The organism is Nonomuraea sp. NPDC002799 (genome assembly GCF_053592075.1).
Genome location: NZ_JBSFVA010000057.1, coordinates 1 through 18,678, shown reverse-complemented (window position 1 = coordinate 18,678; position 18,678 = coordinate 1). Strand labels below are relative to the sequence as shown.

Below are 18,678 nucleotides of genomic sequence, written 5' to 3'. Positions count from 1 at the left end.
CACTCCTTTGTACTAAATGGTCAGACTGGCGTCGCGGAGGAGGGCGGTGCCCGCGTCGAGATCCACCACGTCGGCGAAGACGGTGCCCATCACCCGCAGGCTTCCGCGATGCAACTCCTCGAAGTAGCCGGCGACGGCATCGGCCACCACGACGACCTCCAGGTCGCGGAAGAAGGCGTCGCGTACGGTCGACTCGACACAGAAATCGGTCCGCACGCCCGCGACGACGATTCGCCCGATTCCCCGTTCCCGGAGCAGGGCCTCCAAGGGTGTCTCGAAGAACGCGCTGAAGCGCGGCTTGGTGGTCACGAGGTCATCGCCGCGCGCATCGAGGCCGGACAGCAGCTCGCTGCCCCAGGTGCCGGCCCGCAGGCCGGCACGTCGCAGGAACGGGCTCCGCTCGCCCAGCAGCCCCACCTGGCCGTCGTCGGACCACTCCATGCGCACCCAGACAACCGGGCGCGCGCCGGCGCGCGCCGCCGCCACCAGGGTGTTGACGCCGTCGACGAGCTGGGGCAGACGGTCGACCGTGAGGCCCGCGCGCGCGAAGACGCCGTCGGGGTGGCAGTAGTCGTTCTGCATGTCGATGACGATCAACGCCATCCCGGTCGCTGGATCGGTCATTCGATGAGCCTCCGTGTCACCGGTTGGATATCGATCGGCAGCAGCTTCAGCACGTTGCCGCCCAGGATCGCCTCCGCGTCGCCGGGCGGCATGCCCAGCTCCGAGATCGTGTCAAGCGGCACCTCATCGGCGAGGTCGAAGGGCATGTCGGTGCCGAGAAGCACGTGATCGGCGGTGACATCCTCGATCAGCCGGGACAGGGCCCTGATGTCGAAGACGGCCGTGTCGTAGTACAGGCCGGCGAGATAGTCCGCCGGGAGCTCGGGCGTGGTCCGCGCCGCCGCCTTGCGCCGCCATCCCAGGTTCAGCCGGCCGCCCACGCCATGGACGCAACCGCCGCCGTGAGCCAGGCACAGGATCAGATCATGCCGGTCCAGGACGCCGCCCAGGATCAGTCGTGCGGTGGCCAGCGCGGTCTCCACCGGATATCCGAGCAACTGCACCAGGTAGTACGACGCGAGCCGCTCGGCCGCCGACGCCCGGCTGGGGTGCAGCAGCGTGAAGCACCGGCGTGCCGACAGCTCCGCCCAGAGCTCCTCGTTCACCGGATCGTCGAGTTCGGCTCCGCCGCCGAAGGAGCCGACGGCCGCCCCGGCGAAGCCGAGCTGATCCAGGCAGCGCGCCAGCTCCCGCGCGGCGTCCGGGTGTCCGACCGGTACCGTGGCCAGGCCGAACAGCCGGTCGGGCGCGCCCGCCACGAACTGGGCGAGCGCGTCGTTCACCCGGCGCGTCACGTCGATGACCAGGTCGGGGTCCTCGCACATCGACCCGACCACGAACGGGGGTGCCGAGACGAGCTGCGCGTCCACCCCCGTCGTGTCCATGGCGGCCAGCCGGGCTGCCACGTCGTACTGCTCTCGGGGCACGGGGATGCGGGACCACCCGGCCAGGCCGCTGAGCTGGGGGTCCAGGGCGATGGCATGCTCGGCCAGCGACGACAGGTCGGCGTGGCCCTCCCGTGCCAGGTGCCGCAGCAGCGGCATGGGCATGGCGTGCGCATGGACGTCGATCACCGGGGTGCGTGCTCGCGCCTGCCTGTCCTCGACGCCGACGCGCCGGGACGGCTCAAGCACCCCGGTTCACCATGTACTGCTCGTACTCGTCCCCGAGTAGTGACCGGATGAGCGCCGTCGCCGGCGCGGACGTGCCGGCCTTCTCACCGGTGCCGAACAGCAGGCGGGCGAGCTGGCTGAGCAGGTACGGGTGCAACCCCAGCTCGTACAGCCGGCGGAAGTCACGGGTACGGATCGCCTCCCGCTCCTCCTCGGTGAGCGGGTACTCGGCCAGCACCGCCGCTTCGGATGCCTCGAAGCGAGTTCGCAGCTCGTCGTTCCACTTCAGGTCTTGCACGAGATCATTGGTCCGCAGTTGCGGCCGGAAGTGCTCCAGAGCCATCACTTCACCCCTGTCTTGACGCCGGGCCCGGTCACGTCCCAGAGCACCGCGCCGACGCCGCAGCGCCACTCGTCGAAGGCGACGTAGCCCAGCGACGTGCACGGCCGCTCGCCGATGGCCCCCATGACCACGATCCAGGACAGCAGCTCGGAGGTTCCGCCGGAACCGGCCTGCTCCATCCGGTCGAAGGTCGCCTCGGCCAGGACCTTCTCATGGTCGCCGGCCTCCAGCAGGCTCATCCACCAGTGATCGAACTTCTCGTCGATCTCCAGGTAGCGGGGTCCGCCCGGCTCGTGGCTGAGTCCGCCCGACCCGAACAGACCGACCCGTAGATCGCCCGGCAATCCCGTGCGGATCGCCTCACCGAGCGCCGCGCCGAAGGCATAACACGCTCGCTCATCCGGTACGGGCGGGACGGTGCAGTTCTGCAGGACGGGAACGAGCCGTACCCCCGTCTCCGCCAGCCCCGTCTTGGTGACCGGCACCGAGATGTTGTCGTCGAAGCGCAGGTTCTCCCACGCGCCGGCGACGTTCACGCTCGACGTGCCATGCAGCCGGTCGAAGAGTGCGGAGGCGACATCGGGGGCACCGGGGATGTCGTAGTCGGGGACCCGCAACCACGGCTTGAACCATTCGTCCGGCCCGCGGTGGCGATCGGCGAGGCCGAAGGTGAAGTCGACGCCGGCACCGACCCGGTGATTCGCGACGTGGTCGTTCCCGACGATCACGAGCACGTCGATCGCGGACGCCACGATGGCCTCCCGGATCGCGGTGTACGCCTGGTTCACCACCCGCCGGTCGTCCTCCGGCGCCATGTCGAACCATCCGGTCAGCCCCGGCGCGTGGCTGGCGGCGACGGCGAGAGATATTTCGGCCATGTTCCTCTCCGATCAGTTGTCCGCGGCCACGGCGTCGGCCATGGCCTTGGCGTGGTGGTCGTAGTAGCGCCACTCGTCGTAGGACGGGTGCGGGCTGCCGTGGTAGGCCAGAGGCGTCACTTTCGGCGCGTGCTCCGCGCCCCTGCGCCATTCCGTCAGTTCGCGCGCGGACAGGTTCGCCGGGGCCAGGTGCTCCTGCTCGTCCCAGTTGACGAGCTCGGGGAAGTACCGCCCGACCAGCGCTGTCTCGGTCTCCCCGCCGTGCGCCCCCAGTCCTCCGCGCCACCGTTCCGGCGGATCGTACAGCCGCCACATCGGCTCGTCCCCGGTCTGCTCCAGGCGCGCGAGCGAGGAGCCGTCGTCGAGCCACTGGACGCCGGTGTGGCCGTCGGCGTTCTTGCTCCGCACGACATCGACCACCATCTGCTTGTGCCGGATGTCGCCCTGGTGGTTGACGAGGAAGACGTGAGTGAAGCCGGTGGCGAGGATGGTGTCGAGGATGTCGGACAGCAGCCCTTCCGCGATCTCGCGGCGCACCCGGAACGATCCTGGGAAGGCGCCCGTGACGAAGTTGATCCCCCAGTAGTACGGGGGCGCGATGAGGCTCTCCACACCACGTTCGGCGAGTCGCCGCCGGGTGAGCTTGCACAGCAGGTACGAGCCGTACACGTCGGTGCCGAGCGGCAGGTGCGGACCGTGCGCCTCGATGACGCCCAGCGGCAGGAGCACCGGCGGTCTGCGCAGTGCGGCGGCCTCAAGCTCCTGCCCGGTCATCTCGGCCATGGTGTCCTCGAAGATCGAATAGGACATCGTGGTCACTCCGCGTCTTCCTTGACCGTCTGCCAGGACGTGCCGTCGAAGTGCTGGACGACCTGTCCGTGCACCGGGGGCGCGGTGGCGTCGGTGGCGTCGAGCGTGACACCCGGCATGAGGACGTCGACGGCCGGGGCGTGGGCCAGTGTGCGGACCGCGTCCATCAGGGCCTGCCGGGTCGGCGCCTTGGTCTGCTCCAGCGTGGCCACCAGCGTCTCGGCCTCGCCGTAGGAGATCTCGCCGTTCACCAGGTTGCCGAGCGCCTTGGGATACTCCTTGATGCTCTCCAGGTATCCCTTGACACCGGTGTCGTCCTGCCACTGCGGGTCGTCCGCGGCCTTGATGAAGGACGCGGTGTACAGGTCGTCGAGGCCGGTCAGCTTGCCCAGCTTGAGGATTCCACTGATGTCGGCGGTGTTGTTCACCATGTAGATCTCCGGCGACCAGCCGAGCGTGCCCGCGTGCTTGATGCCGCTGATCATGAGCGGTGGGATCACCACGCCCATGTACAGCACGTCGGCTTTGGTGCTCGCCAGGGCGGAGACCTGGCTGTCCACGGTCGAGTCGGTGCGGCCGTACGTGGCGATCTTCACGATCTCAACTTCGGAGCCTTTGATGCCGGCCTGCAGGCCCGTCAGATAGCCCTGCCCGAGATCGTCGTTCTGCCTGAGGACGGCGACCGTCATCGGCTTGTTCCGCGCCGCCAGATACTTGCCGTACGTCTCTCCTTCGGAGATGGGCGTCGGCCCCCATCCGACCGTCCACGGGTTCTTCGCCCGGTCGCTGAACTTCTCCGAGCCCGAGTGCACGTACAGGTGCGGGACCTTGTCGGCGTTCGCACGCGGCATGATCGCCAGGTTGGGCCCGGTGCCGAGCGGCTGGAACACCGCGAACACCGCGTCCTGGTGGACCAGACGCTGGTAGTTCTGCACACTCTTGGCGGGATCGTAGGCGTCGTCGTAGTACACGTACTTGATGGTGCGGGTCTTGCCGTCGGCCATCTTGACCCCGCCCTGCGCGTTGACGTGGGCGAAGTACGCCTGCGAAGCCGCGATCGTGGCCTCGCCCGCGCTCGCCAGCGGCCCGGACAGGGGCTGGCTCGTGCCGATGGTGATGGTCGTGTCGGTGATGCCGGGATCGCTGGGGATGGTCGACCCGGCTGTACCGGCCGTACCGGCGTCGCGGCCACAGGCCGCGAGCATGAGTAACCCTGCCGCGCCGGCGGCCAGCGCCAGGTTTCGCGTGAACGGTGCCAACGAGATCACTCCGGAGGTGGAGGGAACCTTCGTACGCCAAGCCTCGGGGGGCCTTCGTCTCGTCGGGTTCGGGGATGGGAGCGTAAGCACATCGAGCATCGTAAAGATGCTTTCGATGCATTGAATATAGCCTTTGAGTCAGACTGCGGCAAGGTCTGCGATCAGGAGACAACGCGCTGCTCAGCCGGCGCCGCGGGGATCGATTCCGCCGGACGTCGCGCCACGATCAGCCTGGACCAGGCGGCCCGCAGCGCTCCGCCGATCCCACCCGGCACCATGAGCAGCACGATCAGCAGGGCGACGCCGAAGAACAGTGCGGAGCGCCCGGGCGTGGCCCGGTCCGTGATGTTCGGGACAAGGATGTAGAAGGCCGCTCCGATCACACAGCCGAGCGGGCTGCGCACGCCCCCGACGACGAGGGCCACGAGCATCGATATCGACAGCGTGAGCGCGAGGGAGTCGACGCCGATGTAGCGGACCGCGGTGAGGTACAGCCAACCCGCGACACCCCCGTACGCCGAGGCGATCGCGAAGGCGAGGATCTTGTAGCGCTGCACGGGTATTCCCACCGACGAGGCGGCGATCTCACTGGTCCGGATCAGCGTCAGGGCCCGGCCCACCCGGCCGGCCAGCAGATTGCGCGCCAGCAGGAACATCACGGCACCGATGGCGAGCACGAGCAGATACTGCCACTGGTCATCGGCCAATCCGCTCCAGCTCGGCGCCGAGATCGTGCTCACCGCAAGCCCGATGGCGCCTCCGGTCAGCCCTTCCAGCCGGATGGCGAGCGGAACGGCGACGACGGGCAGGGCCAACGTGATCACCCCGAAGGCGAACCCCCGCAGCCGCACGGCCGGAATGGCCACGATCACCCCGGCCACCGCGCACAGGATCGGTGCGAGCAGGAAGCCGCCCACGACCGGCCAGCCGTGGGCGAAGCCGTAGGCGCCCACGTAGGCGCCGATGCCGAAGAACGCACTCTGCCCGAGCGTCACCTGACCCGCGTACCCGGTCAGCACGTCGATCCCGCGGATCGCCACGGCCAGCGCGATCACCAGCGTGAGCTGGAGGTTGGTGTAAGGCGAGGCGTTGAAGGGGATCACGACGGCGGCGACGGCGACGGCGATGCCCGCGGCCCATCTGGCCGCCCGCCGATCGGCGAGGCTTCCCAGCCACGAGGGCCGGACGGCGTTCGTCAAGCGGGTCATACCCGCATCACTTCCCTTCGCCCCAACAGGCCCTGCGGCCGGATCAGGAGCACGACCGCCATGATCACAAGTGGGACCGCGATCTGCAGGTCGGTTCCCACCAGCGGGATGTAGGTGCCGGCCAGGTTCTGCGCGATGCCGAGCGTCCACGCGGCGACGATGGCGCCGATCGGGCTGTCGAGCCCACCGAGTATCGCCGCCGCCACCGCGTAGGTCAGGACGTTGTCGAGCATGCCGGGCTGCAGCGAGATCTTCGGCGCGATCAGCACTCCGCCCAGACTGCCGACCGCCCCCGCCAGCGCCCAGCCCGTCATCAGCAGCAGACCGATCGGCAGCCCGGACAACGCGCTCGACTGCGGATTGTCGGCGACGGCCCGCAGCGCCAGCCCCAGCCGCGTGCCCCGGAACAGGGCCTGCATGACGAGGATGACCGCGATCAACACGCCCACGATGCCGATGTCCTGCAAGGTGAAGCGCATCGTGCCGACGCTGAGGTCGCGTGCTGGAAACAGCGAGGGGATCGTCTTCAGGTCCGCGCCCCAGAGCCAGATCACCACGCCGTTGAACGTGGTCAGGAGGCCGACGGTGACGATGATCGTGGTGAGGTGGTCGCGCCCCTCGAAGCGGCGGATCAGCAATCGCTCGACAGCGGCCCCGACGAGGATCGCGATGACGATCGCCAGGACGACGGCCGGCACGATCGGAACGCCCGCCTGTGTCATCGCCCAGGCCAGATAGGTCGACAGCACGGCCATCTGCCCCTGGGCGAAGTTGATCATCCCCGTGGATCGATAGACCAGCACGAGGGCCAGTGCTAACGCACCGTAGATCGAACCAGTGGTCATCCCATCGATGACCTGCTGAAGTGCGTGCATCGGAAGGTACCTCACGTTCCGAGGTAGGCGCGGCGTACGTCGTCGCGGCCGGCGATCTCCGCCGCCGGCCCCGCTACCACGACGCGCCCGAATTCGAGCACGGACGCCCGATCGGCCAGGCCGAGGGCGAGGTTCGCGTTCTGCTCGACGACCAGCATGGACACGCCCCACTCGGTCTGGAAGCCGAGCAGTGCGTCGAAGACCCGGCGCGTGATCACGGGCGCGAGGCCGAGCGACGGCTCGTCGAGGACCAGCAACTTCGGGCGGCTCATCAGCGCTCGGCAGATGGCCAGCATCTGCTGCTCGCCGCCGGACATGGTGCCGGCCGCCGCCTTGACGCGCTTGGCCAGCGCCGGGAACATGGCCAGGCATCGGTCGAGGTCGCCGCGTACCGCTGAGCGGTCGCGCCGGAGCAGCGCGCCGACCATCATGTTGTCCCGGACGCTGAGGTTGGCCAGCGAACCGCGCCCCTGGGGGACGTGCGCCACCCCGAGGCGGGCGATCCGCTCGGTGCTCAGGCCCGTGATGTCGAGGCCGTCGAAGACGATCTCGCCCCGGCGGCGGATCATGCCGCACAGCGCCCGCAGCGTGGTCGTCTTGCCCGCGCCGTTCGCGCCGAGAAGCGCCGTCGTACCGCCCGTCTCGACCGTCAGCTCCACGCCGTGCAGCACTTCGGCCGCGCCGTATCCGGCGCGCAGGTCGCGGATCTCCAGCAGCGCCATCACGCGGCTCCCAGGTACGCCTCGACGACCGCCGGATCGAGCTGCACCTGCGCGGCGGTGCCCTCGGCGACCTTGACGCCCTCCACCAAAGCGACCACCTTGTCGGTGATCGCGGAGATCATGCCCATGTGATGCTCGACAAGGAGAACCGAGATGCCGTGGTCGTCCCGAATCTGGCGGATCACCGTGGCGAGGGCCATGACCTCCTCGTGGGTCAGACCGGAGGCGAGTTCGTCCAGCAAGAGCAGCGTCGGCCTGGTGAGCAGCGCCCGCGCCAGCTCGACGCGCTTCTGCCCGCCGTAAGACAGCTCGCCGGCTTTGAGGTTCGCCTGATGCCCGATCTCCAGATAGTCGAGCAGGTCCCGGGCGGCCCGCGTGGTCCGCCGCTCGTCCCGGACAGCCCACGGCAACCGCAGCGCGTACGACAGCGGACCCGACCGGATGCCGCCGTGGCCACCCACCAGGACGTTCTCCATGACGGTGGACGAGGGCTCCAGGATCGGATGCTGGAAGGTGCGGGCCACCCCATGGCGGGGCAGTTCGTGTGGCTTGCGCCGGGTCACGTCCGTTCCCGCGACGCGGATCCACCCGGACGTCGCCGGATAGTAGCCGCAGACGCAGTTGAACAGGGACGTCTTTCCCGCGCCGTTCGGTCCGACCAGGCCGACGATCGTGCGAGATTCGACGACCAGGTCCACGGAGGTAAGTGCCCGGACTCCGCCGAGCAAGAGCGACAACTGGATGATCTCAAGGGTGGGCGGTGGGTCTCCGGACGGCGGATCGGGCTGAGGCACGCGATTCCCATCTCTCTTCGCAGACGGCACCCGAGGGCGACGTCTTCAATAGACCCATCGAATATATCCTTTGAAAGAAGTAGCAACAAGAGACCAAAGTCCAATTTCGGTCATTTACGGAGATCCACCGGGGCTCCGCGTTGCCTTACGGCAGCACGGAGCCGACCCATGAGCCTGGTGACGCGAGCCGCGACGGCGGGCGATACGGGCGGCATTCCTCGCCACGTGACGCATCACTTCCGTACGCACGCGCGCCGGGAACGAAGTCCCCGGCCAGAAACGAGTGGATCAGCGGCTGGTCAGCCGCACGTGCCGCTGCCCGGCCCGCCATGCGGCCTCGACATCTCCGGCGCAGACCGCCTCCACGATGGCCGTGTGCGTCTCCCTGGCCTCGGCGCCGCCGAAGTCGCCGTCGGGCACGACCGCGTTCACCTGGCTCTCGATGAAGTCGAGCAAGCTAAGGTAGAGGTGCCGGAGCACGAGGTTGGGGCTCACCTCGGCGAGTCTGCGATGCAAGGCCCAGTTGGCCGCGAGGTAGGTGTTCGGGTCGTCCAGGCTGCGGAGCAGCTTCCGCAGCAGGGCGTTGAGTTCCACGATGTCGCCGTCCGTGCGATGCCGCGCGGCCTCCACCACGACCATCGGGTCAAGGTTGTCCCGCACGGCGAGGCAGTCGGCCACAGTGATCGGCTCGCTGCGCAGCTCAAGGACCTTGTGGCCGAGGCGCACGAACGCGGCCGGCTGACTGACGAAGATCCCGCCTCCGTTGCCGGGCCGGGTCTCAACCAGCCCACGGGCCTCCAGCATGCGGACCGTCTCGCTCACCGTGGCGGCGGCCACCCCATACTTGACCCGCAGATCCGCTCGCGTTCCCAGCCGGTCCCCTTGCGCCCACTCACCGGACAGGATCCGGCCCTCGATCTCACGAACCAGCACCTCGGCCCGCGACACCTTGGGCGGCAGCGAAACGGCATCCGTCACGTAAGCAATTCCGATCTCTCACGAACGACCCTCAGATCGACTGGCGGCCGGTTGCCCTCTGGCGAGCTCACACGCCAGCCACTCCCCCATTGAGCATACTGGATATCCTCAATCAAATCGATGATCTTCTCACCGCCCGCCTCTGAACCAACGATGCTGTCGGCAGCCAGGCGTGCAGGCCGGGAAGCTCGCTACGGCGTCCAACCGCGCTGAACTCCGCAGGATGCCAGTCGCGCCCTGCGGCCCTGCGTCTTCACGTTATTGGTGTGGCGTGAAGCCCATGTACTCGTAGAGGCGTCGGGCCCTGGTGTTGTCCTCCGTCACCGCAAGGGACAACAGCGGATAGCCCTGCTCGCCGAGAGCGTGCACCACCGCCTCGATCAGCCGCCGTCCCAGCCCCCGGCCGGCATGTGACGGCGCGGTGAAGATGTACGCCAGCAGCGGCACTTCTTTCCACAGCGTCACCAATGCGGCGGCTACCGGCCGGGCACCGGCATCGGCCACGAAGGACGCCCCGGGCAGGAAAGGCCCATGGACGCCGGCAAAAGCCAGACGGATCTCCTCCGTCGCGGAGGTGACACTGCTCCCGGCGTCCCGTTCATCGGGCGTTCCCCGATACGCATTCCACATCACTTGCCCCAGAGCGGGGACGTCAGCCTCTTCTGGATGCCGGAAGTCGTGAGCCGGCACGGTCTGCGGCAGCCGCACGTCGAGACGGAACCGCTTCGGAACCACCGGAAGATCGGTCATGCTGCCACTCACCTTCTTCAACGCGCCGGATTCAGTCCCCAAGACGTCGCACCCCAACGGATACTGCCAGACGCATCATGAGATCAGTGCACTGAGCTGGGGCACAACTTGCCCCAGCTCCCGCCAGGGCCGCGAACGACCTGCTCGCTGCCGCCCGGGAGGGCTGCTCAGCCGGTCTGCGCGGCCGGCTCCGCCACCGGCTGAGCCGACCGGCGCGACGTCAGAGCCAGCACCGCGGCGGCCAGCGGGAAGGCCGCGACCACCACCAGGACGCCGGACAGTCCCATCGACGCCGACAGCGCCCCCGCCACGGCCGAGCCCGTCGCACCGCCGACGAAGAACGTCAGGTTGAGCAGCCCCATCCCCATACCGCGCAGGTGCGCAGGCAACCTGGCCGACATCTCCCCGGTGAGCACGACCTGCGTGACAGCGAACGCGGCCAGGCTGAGCGCGGCGGCCGCCACTTCCGTTGGCCCATCCGCCCGCCAGGCGGCCAGGCCGAGCGCCAGGGACGCGGCCAGCGTCGTGCCCGCCAGCAGCCAGCGCCCGCTCTGTCCCGCCAGCAGAGCGGCCTTGCGTGAGAGCAGCGCCCCCACCGCCGCGCCGGGCAGCAACGCCGCCCCGATCACCAGCACACTCCAGCCGTGTGAGCCCGCCAGCAGCTGCGGCACCGCGTACATCGTGGCGAACAGCCCGGCGAAGACGCCGCTCCCCACACCCACCGCGTTCCTGAACATCTTGTCGGTGAGCACCGCGCGGGGCAGGAAACCGTCCATGTGCCGCCACGTCCACCCCACCAGCCCGGCTCCGGCCACGACGAGCAGTGCCGCCAGCCCGGCCGTGAGGGTGGAGCCGAGCTGAAGCGACCGCGCCTGCACGAGCACCAGCAGCGTGCTCGCCACCACGGTCAGCAGGGCGGCTCCAGTGACGTCGACCGGCCGGCCCGAGCCTGCCCGCCGCACCAGAGGCAGGCAGAACGGGACGGCCGGGACAGACAGCACGGGCAGGATCAGGGTGACCCGCCAGCTCAGCCAGGTGGTCACCGCGCCGCCGACCAGCGTGGCGCCGGCCGCGAACACCGCGATGACCATCCCGTACCCGGCCAGCACCCGGGGCCGGTGACCCGGATCGACGGCGGCCAGCAGGGCCGCACCGCTCGCGGCCGTCGCCCCCGACCCGGCCGCCAGGACCAGCCGGCCCGCCACCAGGACACCCAGGTCCGGCGCGAGCAGGCAGATCACGGCGCCCGCGCCCAGCACCACCGTCCCGGCTACCAACGCCAAGCGGACGCCCCGGGTGTCGGCGATCCGCCCGAAGACGGCGACGCCCACGCCGAGCGCCAGAGCGTGCGCGGTCAGCACCCAGGCCACGGCCGCCGGCCCGGCCTGTAGCGCGGTGGCGACACGGGGCAGCGCCACGCCCGCAGCGGTGACCCCGAAGACCGACGGACCGAACAGCGCGCCCAGACGCACAGCCGTCGAACCGGGGCCAATCGCACGAATGTGAGTGGACATCGAACTCTCTTTCAGCGGGGCAGGCCAGGAGGTCATCAGAGGAAGTGCACGTCGTAGCGCTCCTGCTCGGGCAGAAGGTTGTCGAAGGAGTCCAGGCCGTGCTGGATTCGGCCCAGCGCGCGGAAATAGCCGAAGCGATCCACTCCCGGGGTCAGCACCACCAGCACGTCCGCCGTCGACCCGGGCGCGGCGCCGAAGGCATGCGGCATCCTGGGCGGCACCACCACCAGCCCGCCCGCGCCCACCGGCATCACCTCACCGTCGAGTTCGAACTCCATCTCGCCGTCGACCACGTAGAACAGCTCGCTCGACAGCGCGTGGTAGTGACGGCGGGCGCCCCTCGCGCCCTCGGCCAGGGTGAGGCGGTTGGCGCCCAGCGCGCCAGCCGTGTGGGCGGCCTCGGCCAGCAGCAGGAATCCCCCGCCGTTCGGCAAGGTGACGCGCTCGGCATCCTCCGGCCGCACCACCAGAACGTCATGAACAGACATCTCGAAACTCCTTTCGCCACAACGCTGTCCATTCGAGCGCGGGAACACGCGACGAACCAGAAGCGGTTGACGCCTGCAGTCATCACCGATCCAGATGAATCGAGGCGAGCGATGGAACTGCGGCAACTGCAGTACTTCGTGGCGGTGGCCGAGGAAGGCGGCTTCGGCCGGGCGGCCGAGCGGCTCCGCATCGTCCAGTCCGCGGTCAGCCAGCAGGTCCGCCGCCTGGAGCGGGAGCTCGGAGCGCCCCTGTTCAGCCGCTCCACCCGGCACGTACGGCTGTCAGCAGCGGGCGAACGGCTGCTGCCCGAGGCCCGCGCGACGCTGGCGGCGGCGCACCGCCTCACGCAGGTGGCCGCCGACATCACTTCCGGCGCGGACGGCGTCCTGCGACTCGGCGTCGTGCAGGGGCCCGGCGACCGGATCTACCGGTTGCTCACCGAGCTGGCCGCGCTCGCACCCGGGCTCCAGGTCGGGCTCAAGCGGCTGCCCGCAGCCGAGAGGCTGGCTGCGGTCCGCTCCGGCGAACTGGACGCCGCGCTGGTACGCGCCATGGACACCGCGCAGGCGCGCGCGGACGACACCGTCCCCGGCCTCGAACTCCTGCCAGTGTGGACCGACCCGCTCTACGTGGCCCTACCCGACTCGCACTCGCTAGCCGCGGAACAGGAGCTGTGCCTGGAGAAGCTGGCCATGCTGCCGTTGCGACTCGCTCCAAGGCAGAGCAGCCCGCCCTTTCACGACCTGATCATCGGTGCCTGCCGGGCGGCGGGAGCGGAGCCGATCCTGGGGCCGCCGTTCACCGACTTCCAGGGCACGCTCACCACGATGGCCGCCGCGGAGCCGTCTTGGACGGTGTTCTACGAGGTGGCGAGCCTGCCATCCGTGTCAGGGGTGGCGATCCGGCCACTGGCCCAGCCGGCGCTCACCACGTCGCTGGCGGTCTCCCCCGGCCCGCCCAGCGCACCGATCCGCCAGCTCCTGCAGGCCCTCACCGCCACCAGACCGCACTGACGATCTCGGATCTCCTGGAGCCACTACGGGGTGGAGTCCGCGAGCGGTTGCGGGTCGCACCGTTCGTCGGACCAGGCCCCGAAACCGTCGAGGACGGCCCGGAGTCTCCGCCGGAGCAGCTGGACATCGGCAGGGGTGACGTGGTCGCCCAGCAGTTCCCGGACGCCTTGGATGTACACCGGCCGCGCACGGTCGAAAAGGCCGCGCCCTTCAGGGGTGAGGACGGCGTACGTGGTGCGCCTGTTGTCGGCGGGCTGGTGACGGGTGACGGCACCCGCGTCGCACGAGGCGCTCGACGAGCCGGGTGATGGCGCTTTTCGGCTGCAGGGTGAGCTCGGCGAGGTCGATCATCTAGCAACATCCAGAATAGTTTCATTTGGTACTGTCCCTTTGGGTATTGTTGATGGAACTGGAGGAACGACCATGCGTGTTCTGGTGACGGGATCGACGGGGCAGCAAGGAGGCGCCGTCACACAGGAACTCCTCGCCCACGGCCACACGGTGCGGGCACTCACTCGGGACATCGGCGCCCAGCGGGCGCAACGCCTGGGAGAAACGGGCGCCGAAGTCGTGGCGGGAAATTTGGAGGACCGCGAGACCCTGGAGGCCGCCGCCGACGGGATGGATGCGATCTTCACCATGTCCACGTCCTACGAGGCGGGTCCCGAGGCAGAGGTCCGGCAGGGCAGCACGATGGCCCAAGTGGCCGTCCAGCTGGGGATTCGCCTGATCTACAGCTCAGCGGCCGGCGCCGATCGCGACACCGGCATCAGGCACCTGGAGGCCAAGCTGCGGGTGGAACAGGAGATCGCCCGGCTGGGGGGTCCCGCCACGATTCTGCGACCGGTCGCGTTCATGGAGAACACGACCGCGCCGTGGGCGCGCGCCCGGCTTCGCGATGGCGTGCTGTCCCTGCCGATACCTTCGGAACGTCCCGTGCAGCATGTCGCCGTGGCGGACATCGGCGCGTTCGTACGCCTCACTCTGGAGAGACCCGCCGCTTTCGCGGGTGCGACGGTCGAGCTGGCCGCCGATGAGCTGACCGGCGAGCAGATGGCCGCCGCGCTCACCGCCGCCTCCGGCCACGCCGTCAAATACGTCGAGCCGAAACGCGAATCGCTGCCCGAATACGGTGGCGCAGATGGTGTGGCGATGCGCGACTGGTTCAACCGCGAGAGCTTCGGGGTGGACATCGCCGCGCTGCGCACCTCTTATCCAGAGATCCCCTGGCGCGACTTCACCACATGGACGGACGAGCAGGACTGGAACTTCCTGCACAACGCCTGATCATCGCGCCCGAGCTCTCGGCCGCCGAACCAGCGCTGGTTTGCTGGTCGGTCCTGTCCTGTCCCAGTGACGAGTCAGTTCGTAAGGCGAGATGTCCCGATGATTCGCTTGGTTCTGGGCAACTGCAATACGCCGCCGGATGACCGTGGACATGTCCGAGGCTGCGTCGTTGTCGGTCCGGCCTCGATCGCCGAGGCCGGACCCACGGTCGGTGCGGAGACGCCGTCGGGCCGGTCCGAGGGAGCCTCGGCCCCCTCACGTCAGCTGCACGTCACCCTGGTCCACTCCACGGACGCTTCGGCGGGGTTCGAAGAGGTTCCGGACACCCAATGCTGGACGCCCGGCGTGGTGGCCATGTCCTGGATGCTCCAGGTGGCTCCGGTGTCCGTGCCGTCACGGTAGAGCCTGGCTTCGCCGGCACTGCCCGTGACGACCCGCCACGAGGTGGCAGCCGCGCCGGTGGTCGTGGCAAGGACCCGAGACCACGTGGTCTGGCCCTTGCGCATCGAGTACACGCCGTCGGCCTGGACGGTGAGCATCAATCGGCGGGCGCCCGTGTCGACGCGCACCGCCATCGAGGCGCCCACACCCGTGTCGGTGTCGAGGGTGCTCGGATCGGTGAGCTGTCCCCGGAAGTCGAGGGTGAAGTCACACATCTTGGGGGTGTTCTGCCTGACAGCGCTGACCGAGCCGTTGGCATTGCGCAGCCGCAGGCGGCTGTCCCCGGTCAACGCGGCGGTGCCGCCGTTCGCCGCCGTGGTCCAGCCGATCAGGTCGTCCCAGGTCGAGTCGGCGACGTTGCGGGCGACTCCGGCACTGTCGACCTGCGCCTCGGCCGGATCGGCCGCGGTGCCCGAGGACCACAGCCGCACGCCCGGGGCGGTGCTGACCGCCGGGATGGTCCAGGACACGCCTGCCTCCTGCGAATCCTGGGAGATGGTGGCTCTGCCGGCCCCGTCGACGCTCGCCTTCCAGGTGTGCCAATCGTTGTCGATGCTCCGGGTCAGGACCCGCGACCACGTGCTCTGCCCCGACACTCGCGAGTAGACGCCGTCGTCCTGGACGGCGAACACGAGCTGCCTGCTGCCAGTGCTGACGCTCATGGCGAGACCGGCGCCCGTGCCGGTGGTGGTGTCGAGCTTCGAGTGGTCACTGACCTTGCCTTCTACGGTGGCGACGAAGCCGGACGCCGGTCCGTAGGAGCGGCCGACCGCCGCGTCGGTGGAGTTCGCACTACGCAGGTGCAGTTCGCCCGGCGGGAGAATCTCAGCGGTGCCGCCGCCGGAGTCGACGCTCCAGCCGGTCGCTGAGGTGAAGTCGCTGGAGATGTTGGTGAACGCGTCTGAGATGTCGAGTTTGCTCACTTTGATGCCCGAGGTGTCGTGCTCCCAGGTGACGTAGAACTTGCCGGGCGCGTACTCGTCAGCCATCGCGTAAGTGTCCCAGCCCGCGCCGGTGCCAGTGTCGGTGACCGCGGGGCCGTCGGCGAAGAACTGGCCGGCGCCCCAGGGCTCACCGGGGCGCTTGACCTTGTAGTACAGGATCTGCCGGTCTCGGGCGGTGTTGTAGATGGCCAGATACCGGCCATTGCTGTCCTTGGTGAAGTAGCCCTTTGTGTTGTAACTCGGCAGTTCGGTGTCGAGGGCGAAGGACGTCCAGGTCTTGCCACCGTCGGCGCTCGTGGCCCGCACCCCGTAAGCCGGTTCGGTGTCGTAGTCCGGCTGCGTGTAATGGCCGCTGCGGGCCGTCATGACTAGCATCTGCGGGGCCTCCGGCGAGACGGCGATCTGCGGTTCGCCGGGCTTGAAGCCGTCCGGGTCCGGCACCATTCCGCCGGCCGTCCAGTCCTTCAGGTCCATCGAGCGCAGCACCCCGTTCTGCCGGCCCGACGACCAGAACGGTATGACATGCGTTCCGTCGGCTAGCCGAAGCGGTCGCCCGGCCATGATGAGGTTGACGATTCCCGTCGGCATGGTGACGGCGTAGTCCTGCCAAGTGTGTCCCTCGTCGGTGCTGCGCTTGGCGACGATGGCGTTGATCGGCACGCCGTTGCTGCTCGTGGCCGCGGTCCGCCCGATGTAGGCGAAGATCTCGTCACCCGCCCGGTAGAGGATGACGTAGGTCCAGGCGTACTGGTCGGTCTCCTGGGCCAGCACTTTCGGGCGGCTCCAGGTCGCGCCGCCGTCGGTGGTGTACGCGTACCGGATGAATCCCTGGTCCACCTTTCCGGGGACGGTGCCCTCCCGCCAGGCCACGACGGCGTTGCTCTCACTCGTGCTGATGATGTCCGGAGTACGGGGGCCGTCGCCCTCGGTCACCCTATTGGTGTAGATCGTGCTCTCGGCGGAAGTGCCCTCCGCTGATGCGGAATCGGGGCGGAGAGGGCCGCCCGCCAAGGTGACGAGTGCCATCAGGCACAGCAGCCAGCGTCTCGGGCCTCGAAGGGCCGGCCTTCCCGTTACCAGAGCCATTGCTGATCCGTGCTCTCTGAACCGGTCCACTGAATGGCCTCGGTGCTGTTGGTCGTGCTGCCGCCGGGTATGGCCAGATATCGGCCGCTGTTCACATTCTTCAGCCGGTCGAGGTTGTCCCACACCCAGACCTGCTCCTTACCGGTGCCGCACGTCCATTGGATGGCCGTGGCGCCGTTGGCCGTGCTACCACCGCCGATGGCGAGGCATTTGCCGCTCGCCAGGTTGCGCACCCGGTATCCTCCGGATGCGGATTCGAACGCCCAGAACTGGCTCTCGCTGACGCTACAGGTCCACTGGATCGACGCGATTCCGTTGGTCATGCTGGAATGTGGCACAGCCAGGCACTTTCCGGTCCCCTGGTTGTAGAGCCTCGCGTATATGGCATTCTCGGCTGCCGATGCCTCGCCGATCATCCAGGAAACCGTGAGCACGGACGCACTCGCCAAGGCGACGGCTGCCATTGGGGTGGCATATCTTCGCTTACTGAAAATGCTTCGTATTCTGCTCGTTTCGACCATGAAATATCCATCCTTCGCATTCCAAAGAATATTCAGAGCGGCAGGGCGGGAACGCGCCCGACCCGTTCCGCTGACGGAAACGATCTGGTCCTGGCCTGGCGGACGCCGAAGGGCGGCCCTGCGAGGAGGGCCGCCCCGGGGGCGGCGGTCACGCACGCCCAGGTCGGCCTATCTCCGGCCGACTGATCAGGTGCTACCAGGTCCAGCGCTGATCCGAATTCGTCCCGCACGTCCACTGAATGGCCTTGGGGCCGGCGACTCCGGCGGGGTTGGGGAGCGCGAGACATCTGTCGGTGCCCACGTTCCGCAGTCGGTAGGCGCTGTCATAGATCCAGAGCTGATCCTCCGCGCCGGTGCAGTCCCACTGAATGGCCTGGACACCGTTGTCCTTGTTGCCGTGGGGAATGGCGAGGCACAGGTCATTGTCGAAGCTCTTAATACGGTAGCGGTTGCCGACTCCGCCCTCGACCGATTGCAGCGCCCACTGCTGCTCGCTGCCGCCTGAGCATTGCCACCCGATGAGGCCGACGCCCTCCGCATTGCTCGCGTGGGGGACGGCCAGGCACTTGCCGGTCCAATTGTACAATGTTCTCCACACCTCCGCGTTGGCCGGCGCGGAGAAGGCCAGTGCGCACGCGGCCGTCGCGGCCACCGCAGAGAATCGCGTGACCATTTTCTTCCTGATGATTTTGAACATCGATGTACAGCTCCTTCGAATTCACTGAATTCGTATGCGGCCGACTACCTGGCTGGGGACTGCGTTCGTCGCCGAACCACGCACGGTCGTCAGGAGAGTCACTCCAGGCGTGCAGTGACTCCAGTCGAAACGCTAAAAGGCACAGCCGAAACGCGCATCCGCAAAATGACTGGAACGCGGCGCTTCGAACGGCGACACCGGCACTGCGTTGCCGACGTCCATGCACTTGCACGCTCCGTGGTTCGCGTTCATATGATATGATTTCCATATCATATGATCTGCAAGCAATCACGGTAGAAGCGAAGGAGACGCACATGTTCCTGGTCATCGGAGCAACCGGAAGCGTCGGACGCGCAGCGGTGAACCTGCTGCTGCAGGCCGGCCTCAAGGTAG

At 68.4% G+C, this 18,678-nt stretch carries 19 protein-coding genes; 2 read left to right on the top strand and 17 right to left on the bottom strand.

The window, feature by feature from the left end:
* Positions 1–12: 12 nt before the first annotated feature.
* The 14 genes from ACWD0F_RS48355 to ACWD0F_RS48290 all read right to left on the bottom strand — a co-directional run bounded on the left by ACWD0F_RS48355 (position 13) and on the right by ACWD0F_RS48290 (position 12,295).
* The gene (locus ACWD0F_RS48355; RefSeq protein ID WP_449889365.1) at positions 13–624 is read right to left on the bottom strand and encodes a cysteine hydrolase family protein; all 612 of its coding nucleotides are present in this window, start codon (positions 622–624) and stop codon (positions 13–15) included.
* A complete protein-coding gene (locus tag ACWD0F_RS48350; RefSeq protein WP_449889363.1) occupies positions 621–1,697 on the bottom strand; it encodes an amidohydrolase family protein in 1,077 nt (358 codons plus the stop codon). The genes ACWD0F_RS48355 and ACWD0F_RS48350 overlap by 4 nt, the downstream gene beginning before the upstream one ends.
* A complete protein-coding gene (locus ACWD0F_RS48345) occupies positions 1,690–2,019 on the bottom strand; it encodes an extradiol ring-cleavage dioxygenase (RefSeq protein ID WP_449889362.1) in 330 nt (109 codons plus the stop codon). Before ACWD0F_RS48345 ends, ACWD0F_RS48350 begins: the two co-directional genes overlap by 8 nt.
* The gene (locus ACWD0F_RS48340; RefSeq protein ID WP_449889360.1) at positions 2,019–2,897 is read right to left on the bottom strand and encodes a DODA-type extradiol aromatic ring-opening family dioxygenase; all 879 of its coding nucleotides are present in this window, start codon (positions 2,895–2,897) and stop codon (positions 2,019–2,021) included. Before ACWD0F_RS48340 ends, ACWD0F_RS48345 begins: the two co-directional genes overlap by 1 nt.
* Positions 2,898–2,909: 12 nt before the next feature.
* The gene (locus ACWD0F_RS48335) at positions 2,910–3,707 is read right to left on the bottom strand and encodes a creatininase family protein (protein WP_449889358.1); all 798 of its coding nucleotides are present in this window, start codon (positions 3,705–3,707) and stop codon (positions 2,910–2,912) included.
* 5 nt (positions 3,708–3,712) lie between these two features.
* Entirely contained in the window at positions 3,713–4,966 is a 1,254-nt protein-coding gene (locus ACWD0F_RS48330; protein WP_449889356.1) for an ABC transporter substrate-binding protein, read from the bottom strand.
* A gap of 161 nt (positions 4,967–5,127) precedes the next feature.
* Positions 5,128–6,174, bottom strand: coding sequence for a branched-chain amino acid ABC transporter permease (locus tag ACWD0F_RS48325; RefSeq protein ID WP_449889354.1), 1,047 nt, complete (start codon positions 6,172–6,174; stop codon positions 5,128–5,130).
* Positions 6,171–7,049, bottom strand: coding sequence for a branched-chain amino acid ABC transporter permease (locus tag ACWD0F_RS48320; RefSeq protein ID WP_449889352.1), 879 nt, complete (start codon positions 7,047–7,049; stop codon positions 6,171–6,173). Before ACWD0F_RS48320 ends, ACWD0F_RS48325 begins: the two co-directional genes overlap by 4 nt.
* 11 nt (positions 7,050–7,060) lie before the next feature.
* Positions 7,061–7,771, bottom strand: a complete 711-nt coding sequence (locus tag ACWD0F_RS48315) for an ABC transporter ATP-binding protein (protein ID WP_449889350.1) — start codon at positions 7,769–7,771, stop codon at positions 7,061–7,063.
* The gene (locus ACWD0F_RS48310) at positions 7,771–8,565 is read right to left on the bottom strand and encodes an ABC transporter ATP-binding protein (RefSeq protein WP_449889348.1); all 795 of its coding nucleotides are present in this window, start codon (positions 8,563–8,565) and stop codon (positions 7,771–7,773) included. Before ACWD0F_RS48310 ends, ACWD0F_RS48315 begins: the two co-directional genes overlap by 1 nt.
* A 288-nt stretch (positions 8,566–8,853) precedes the next feature.
* On the bottom strand, positions 8,854–9,543 hold the full coding sequence (locus ACWD0F_RS48305) for a FadR/GntR family transcriptional regulator (RefSeq protein WP_449889346.1): 690 nt from the start codon (positions 9,541–9,543) through the stop codon (positions 8,854–8,856).
* Positions 9,544–9,801: 258 nt separating this feature from the next.
* Positions 9,802–10,293: an N-acetyltransferase family protein gene (locus ACWD0F_RS48300; RefSeq protein ID WP_449889344.1), complete on the bottom strand. Its 492-nt coding sequence runs from the start codon at positions 10,291–10,293 to the stop codon at positions 9,802–9,804.
* 167 nt (positions 10,294–10,460) lie between these two features.
* Positions 10,461–11,807, bottom strand: a complete 1,347-nt coding sequence (locus ACWD0F_RS48295; RefSeq protein WP_449889342.1) for an MFS transporter — start codon at positions 11,805–11,807, stop codon at positions 10,461–10,463.
* A 35-nt stretch (positions 11,808–11,842) separates the two neighbouring features.
* A complete protein-coding gene (locus ACWD0F_RS48290; RefSeq protein ID WP_449889340.1) occupies positions 11,843–12,295 on the bottom strand; it encodes a cupin domain-containing protein in 453 nt (150 codons plus the stop codon).
* A gap of 111 nt (positions 12,296–12,406) precedes the next feature.
* Between ACWD0F_RS48290 and ACWD0F_RS48285 the strand changes: the two genes are divergently transcribed.
* A complete protein-coding gene (locus ACWD0F_RS48285; protein ID WP_449889338.1) occupies positions 12,407–13,309 on the top strand; it encodes a LysR family transcriptional regulator in 903 nt (300 codons plus the stop codon).
* Positions 13,310–13,573: 264 nt separating this feature from the next.
* Entirely contained in the window at positions 13,574–14,596 is a 1,023-nt protein-coding gene (locus ACWD0F_RS48280; protein WP_449889336.1) for an NmrA/HSCARG family protein, read from the top strand.
* A gap of 260 nt (positions 14,597–14,856) precedes the next feature.
* Here the strand turns inward: ACWD0F_RS48280 and ACWD0F_RS48275 are convergent, their stop codons facing one another.
* The 3 genes from ACWD0F_RS48275 to ACWD0F_RS48265 form a co-directional block, all read right to left on the bottom strand.
* A complete protein-coding gene (locus ACWD0F_RS48275; RefSeq protein WP_449889334.1) occupies positions 14,857–16,914 on the bottom strand; it encodes a sialidase family protein in 2,058 nt (685 codons plus the stop codon).
* 140 nt (positions 16,915–17,054) lie between these two features.
* A complete protein-coding gene (locus ACWD0F_RS48270) occupies positions 17,055–17,531 on the bottom strand; it encodes an RICIN domain-containing protein (RefSeq protein WP_449889332.1) in 477 nt (158 codons plus the stop codon).
* Between the two features lie 250 nt (positions 17,532–17,781).
* Positions 17,782–18,285 (bottom strand): RICIN domain-containing protein, encoded by a 504-nt coding sequence (locus ACWD0F_RS48265; protein WP_449889330.1) that lies wholly within the window; start codon positions 18,283–18,285, stop codon positions 17,782–17,784.
* Between the last annotated feature and the right edge of the window lie 393 nt (positions 18,286–18,678).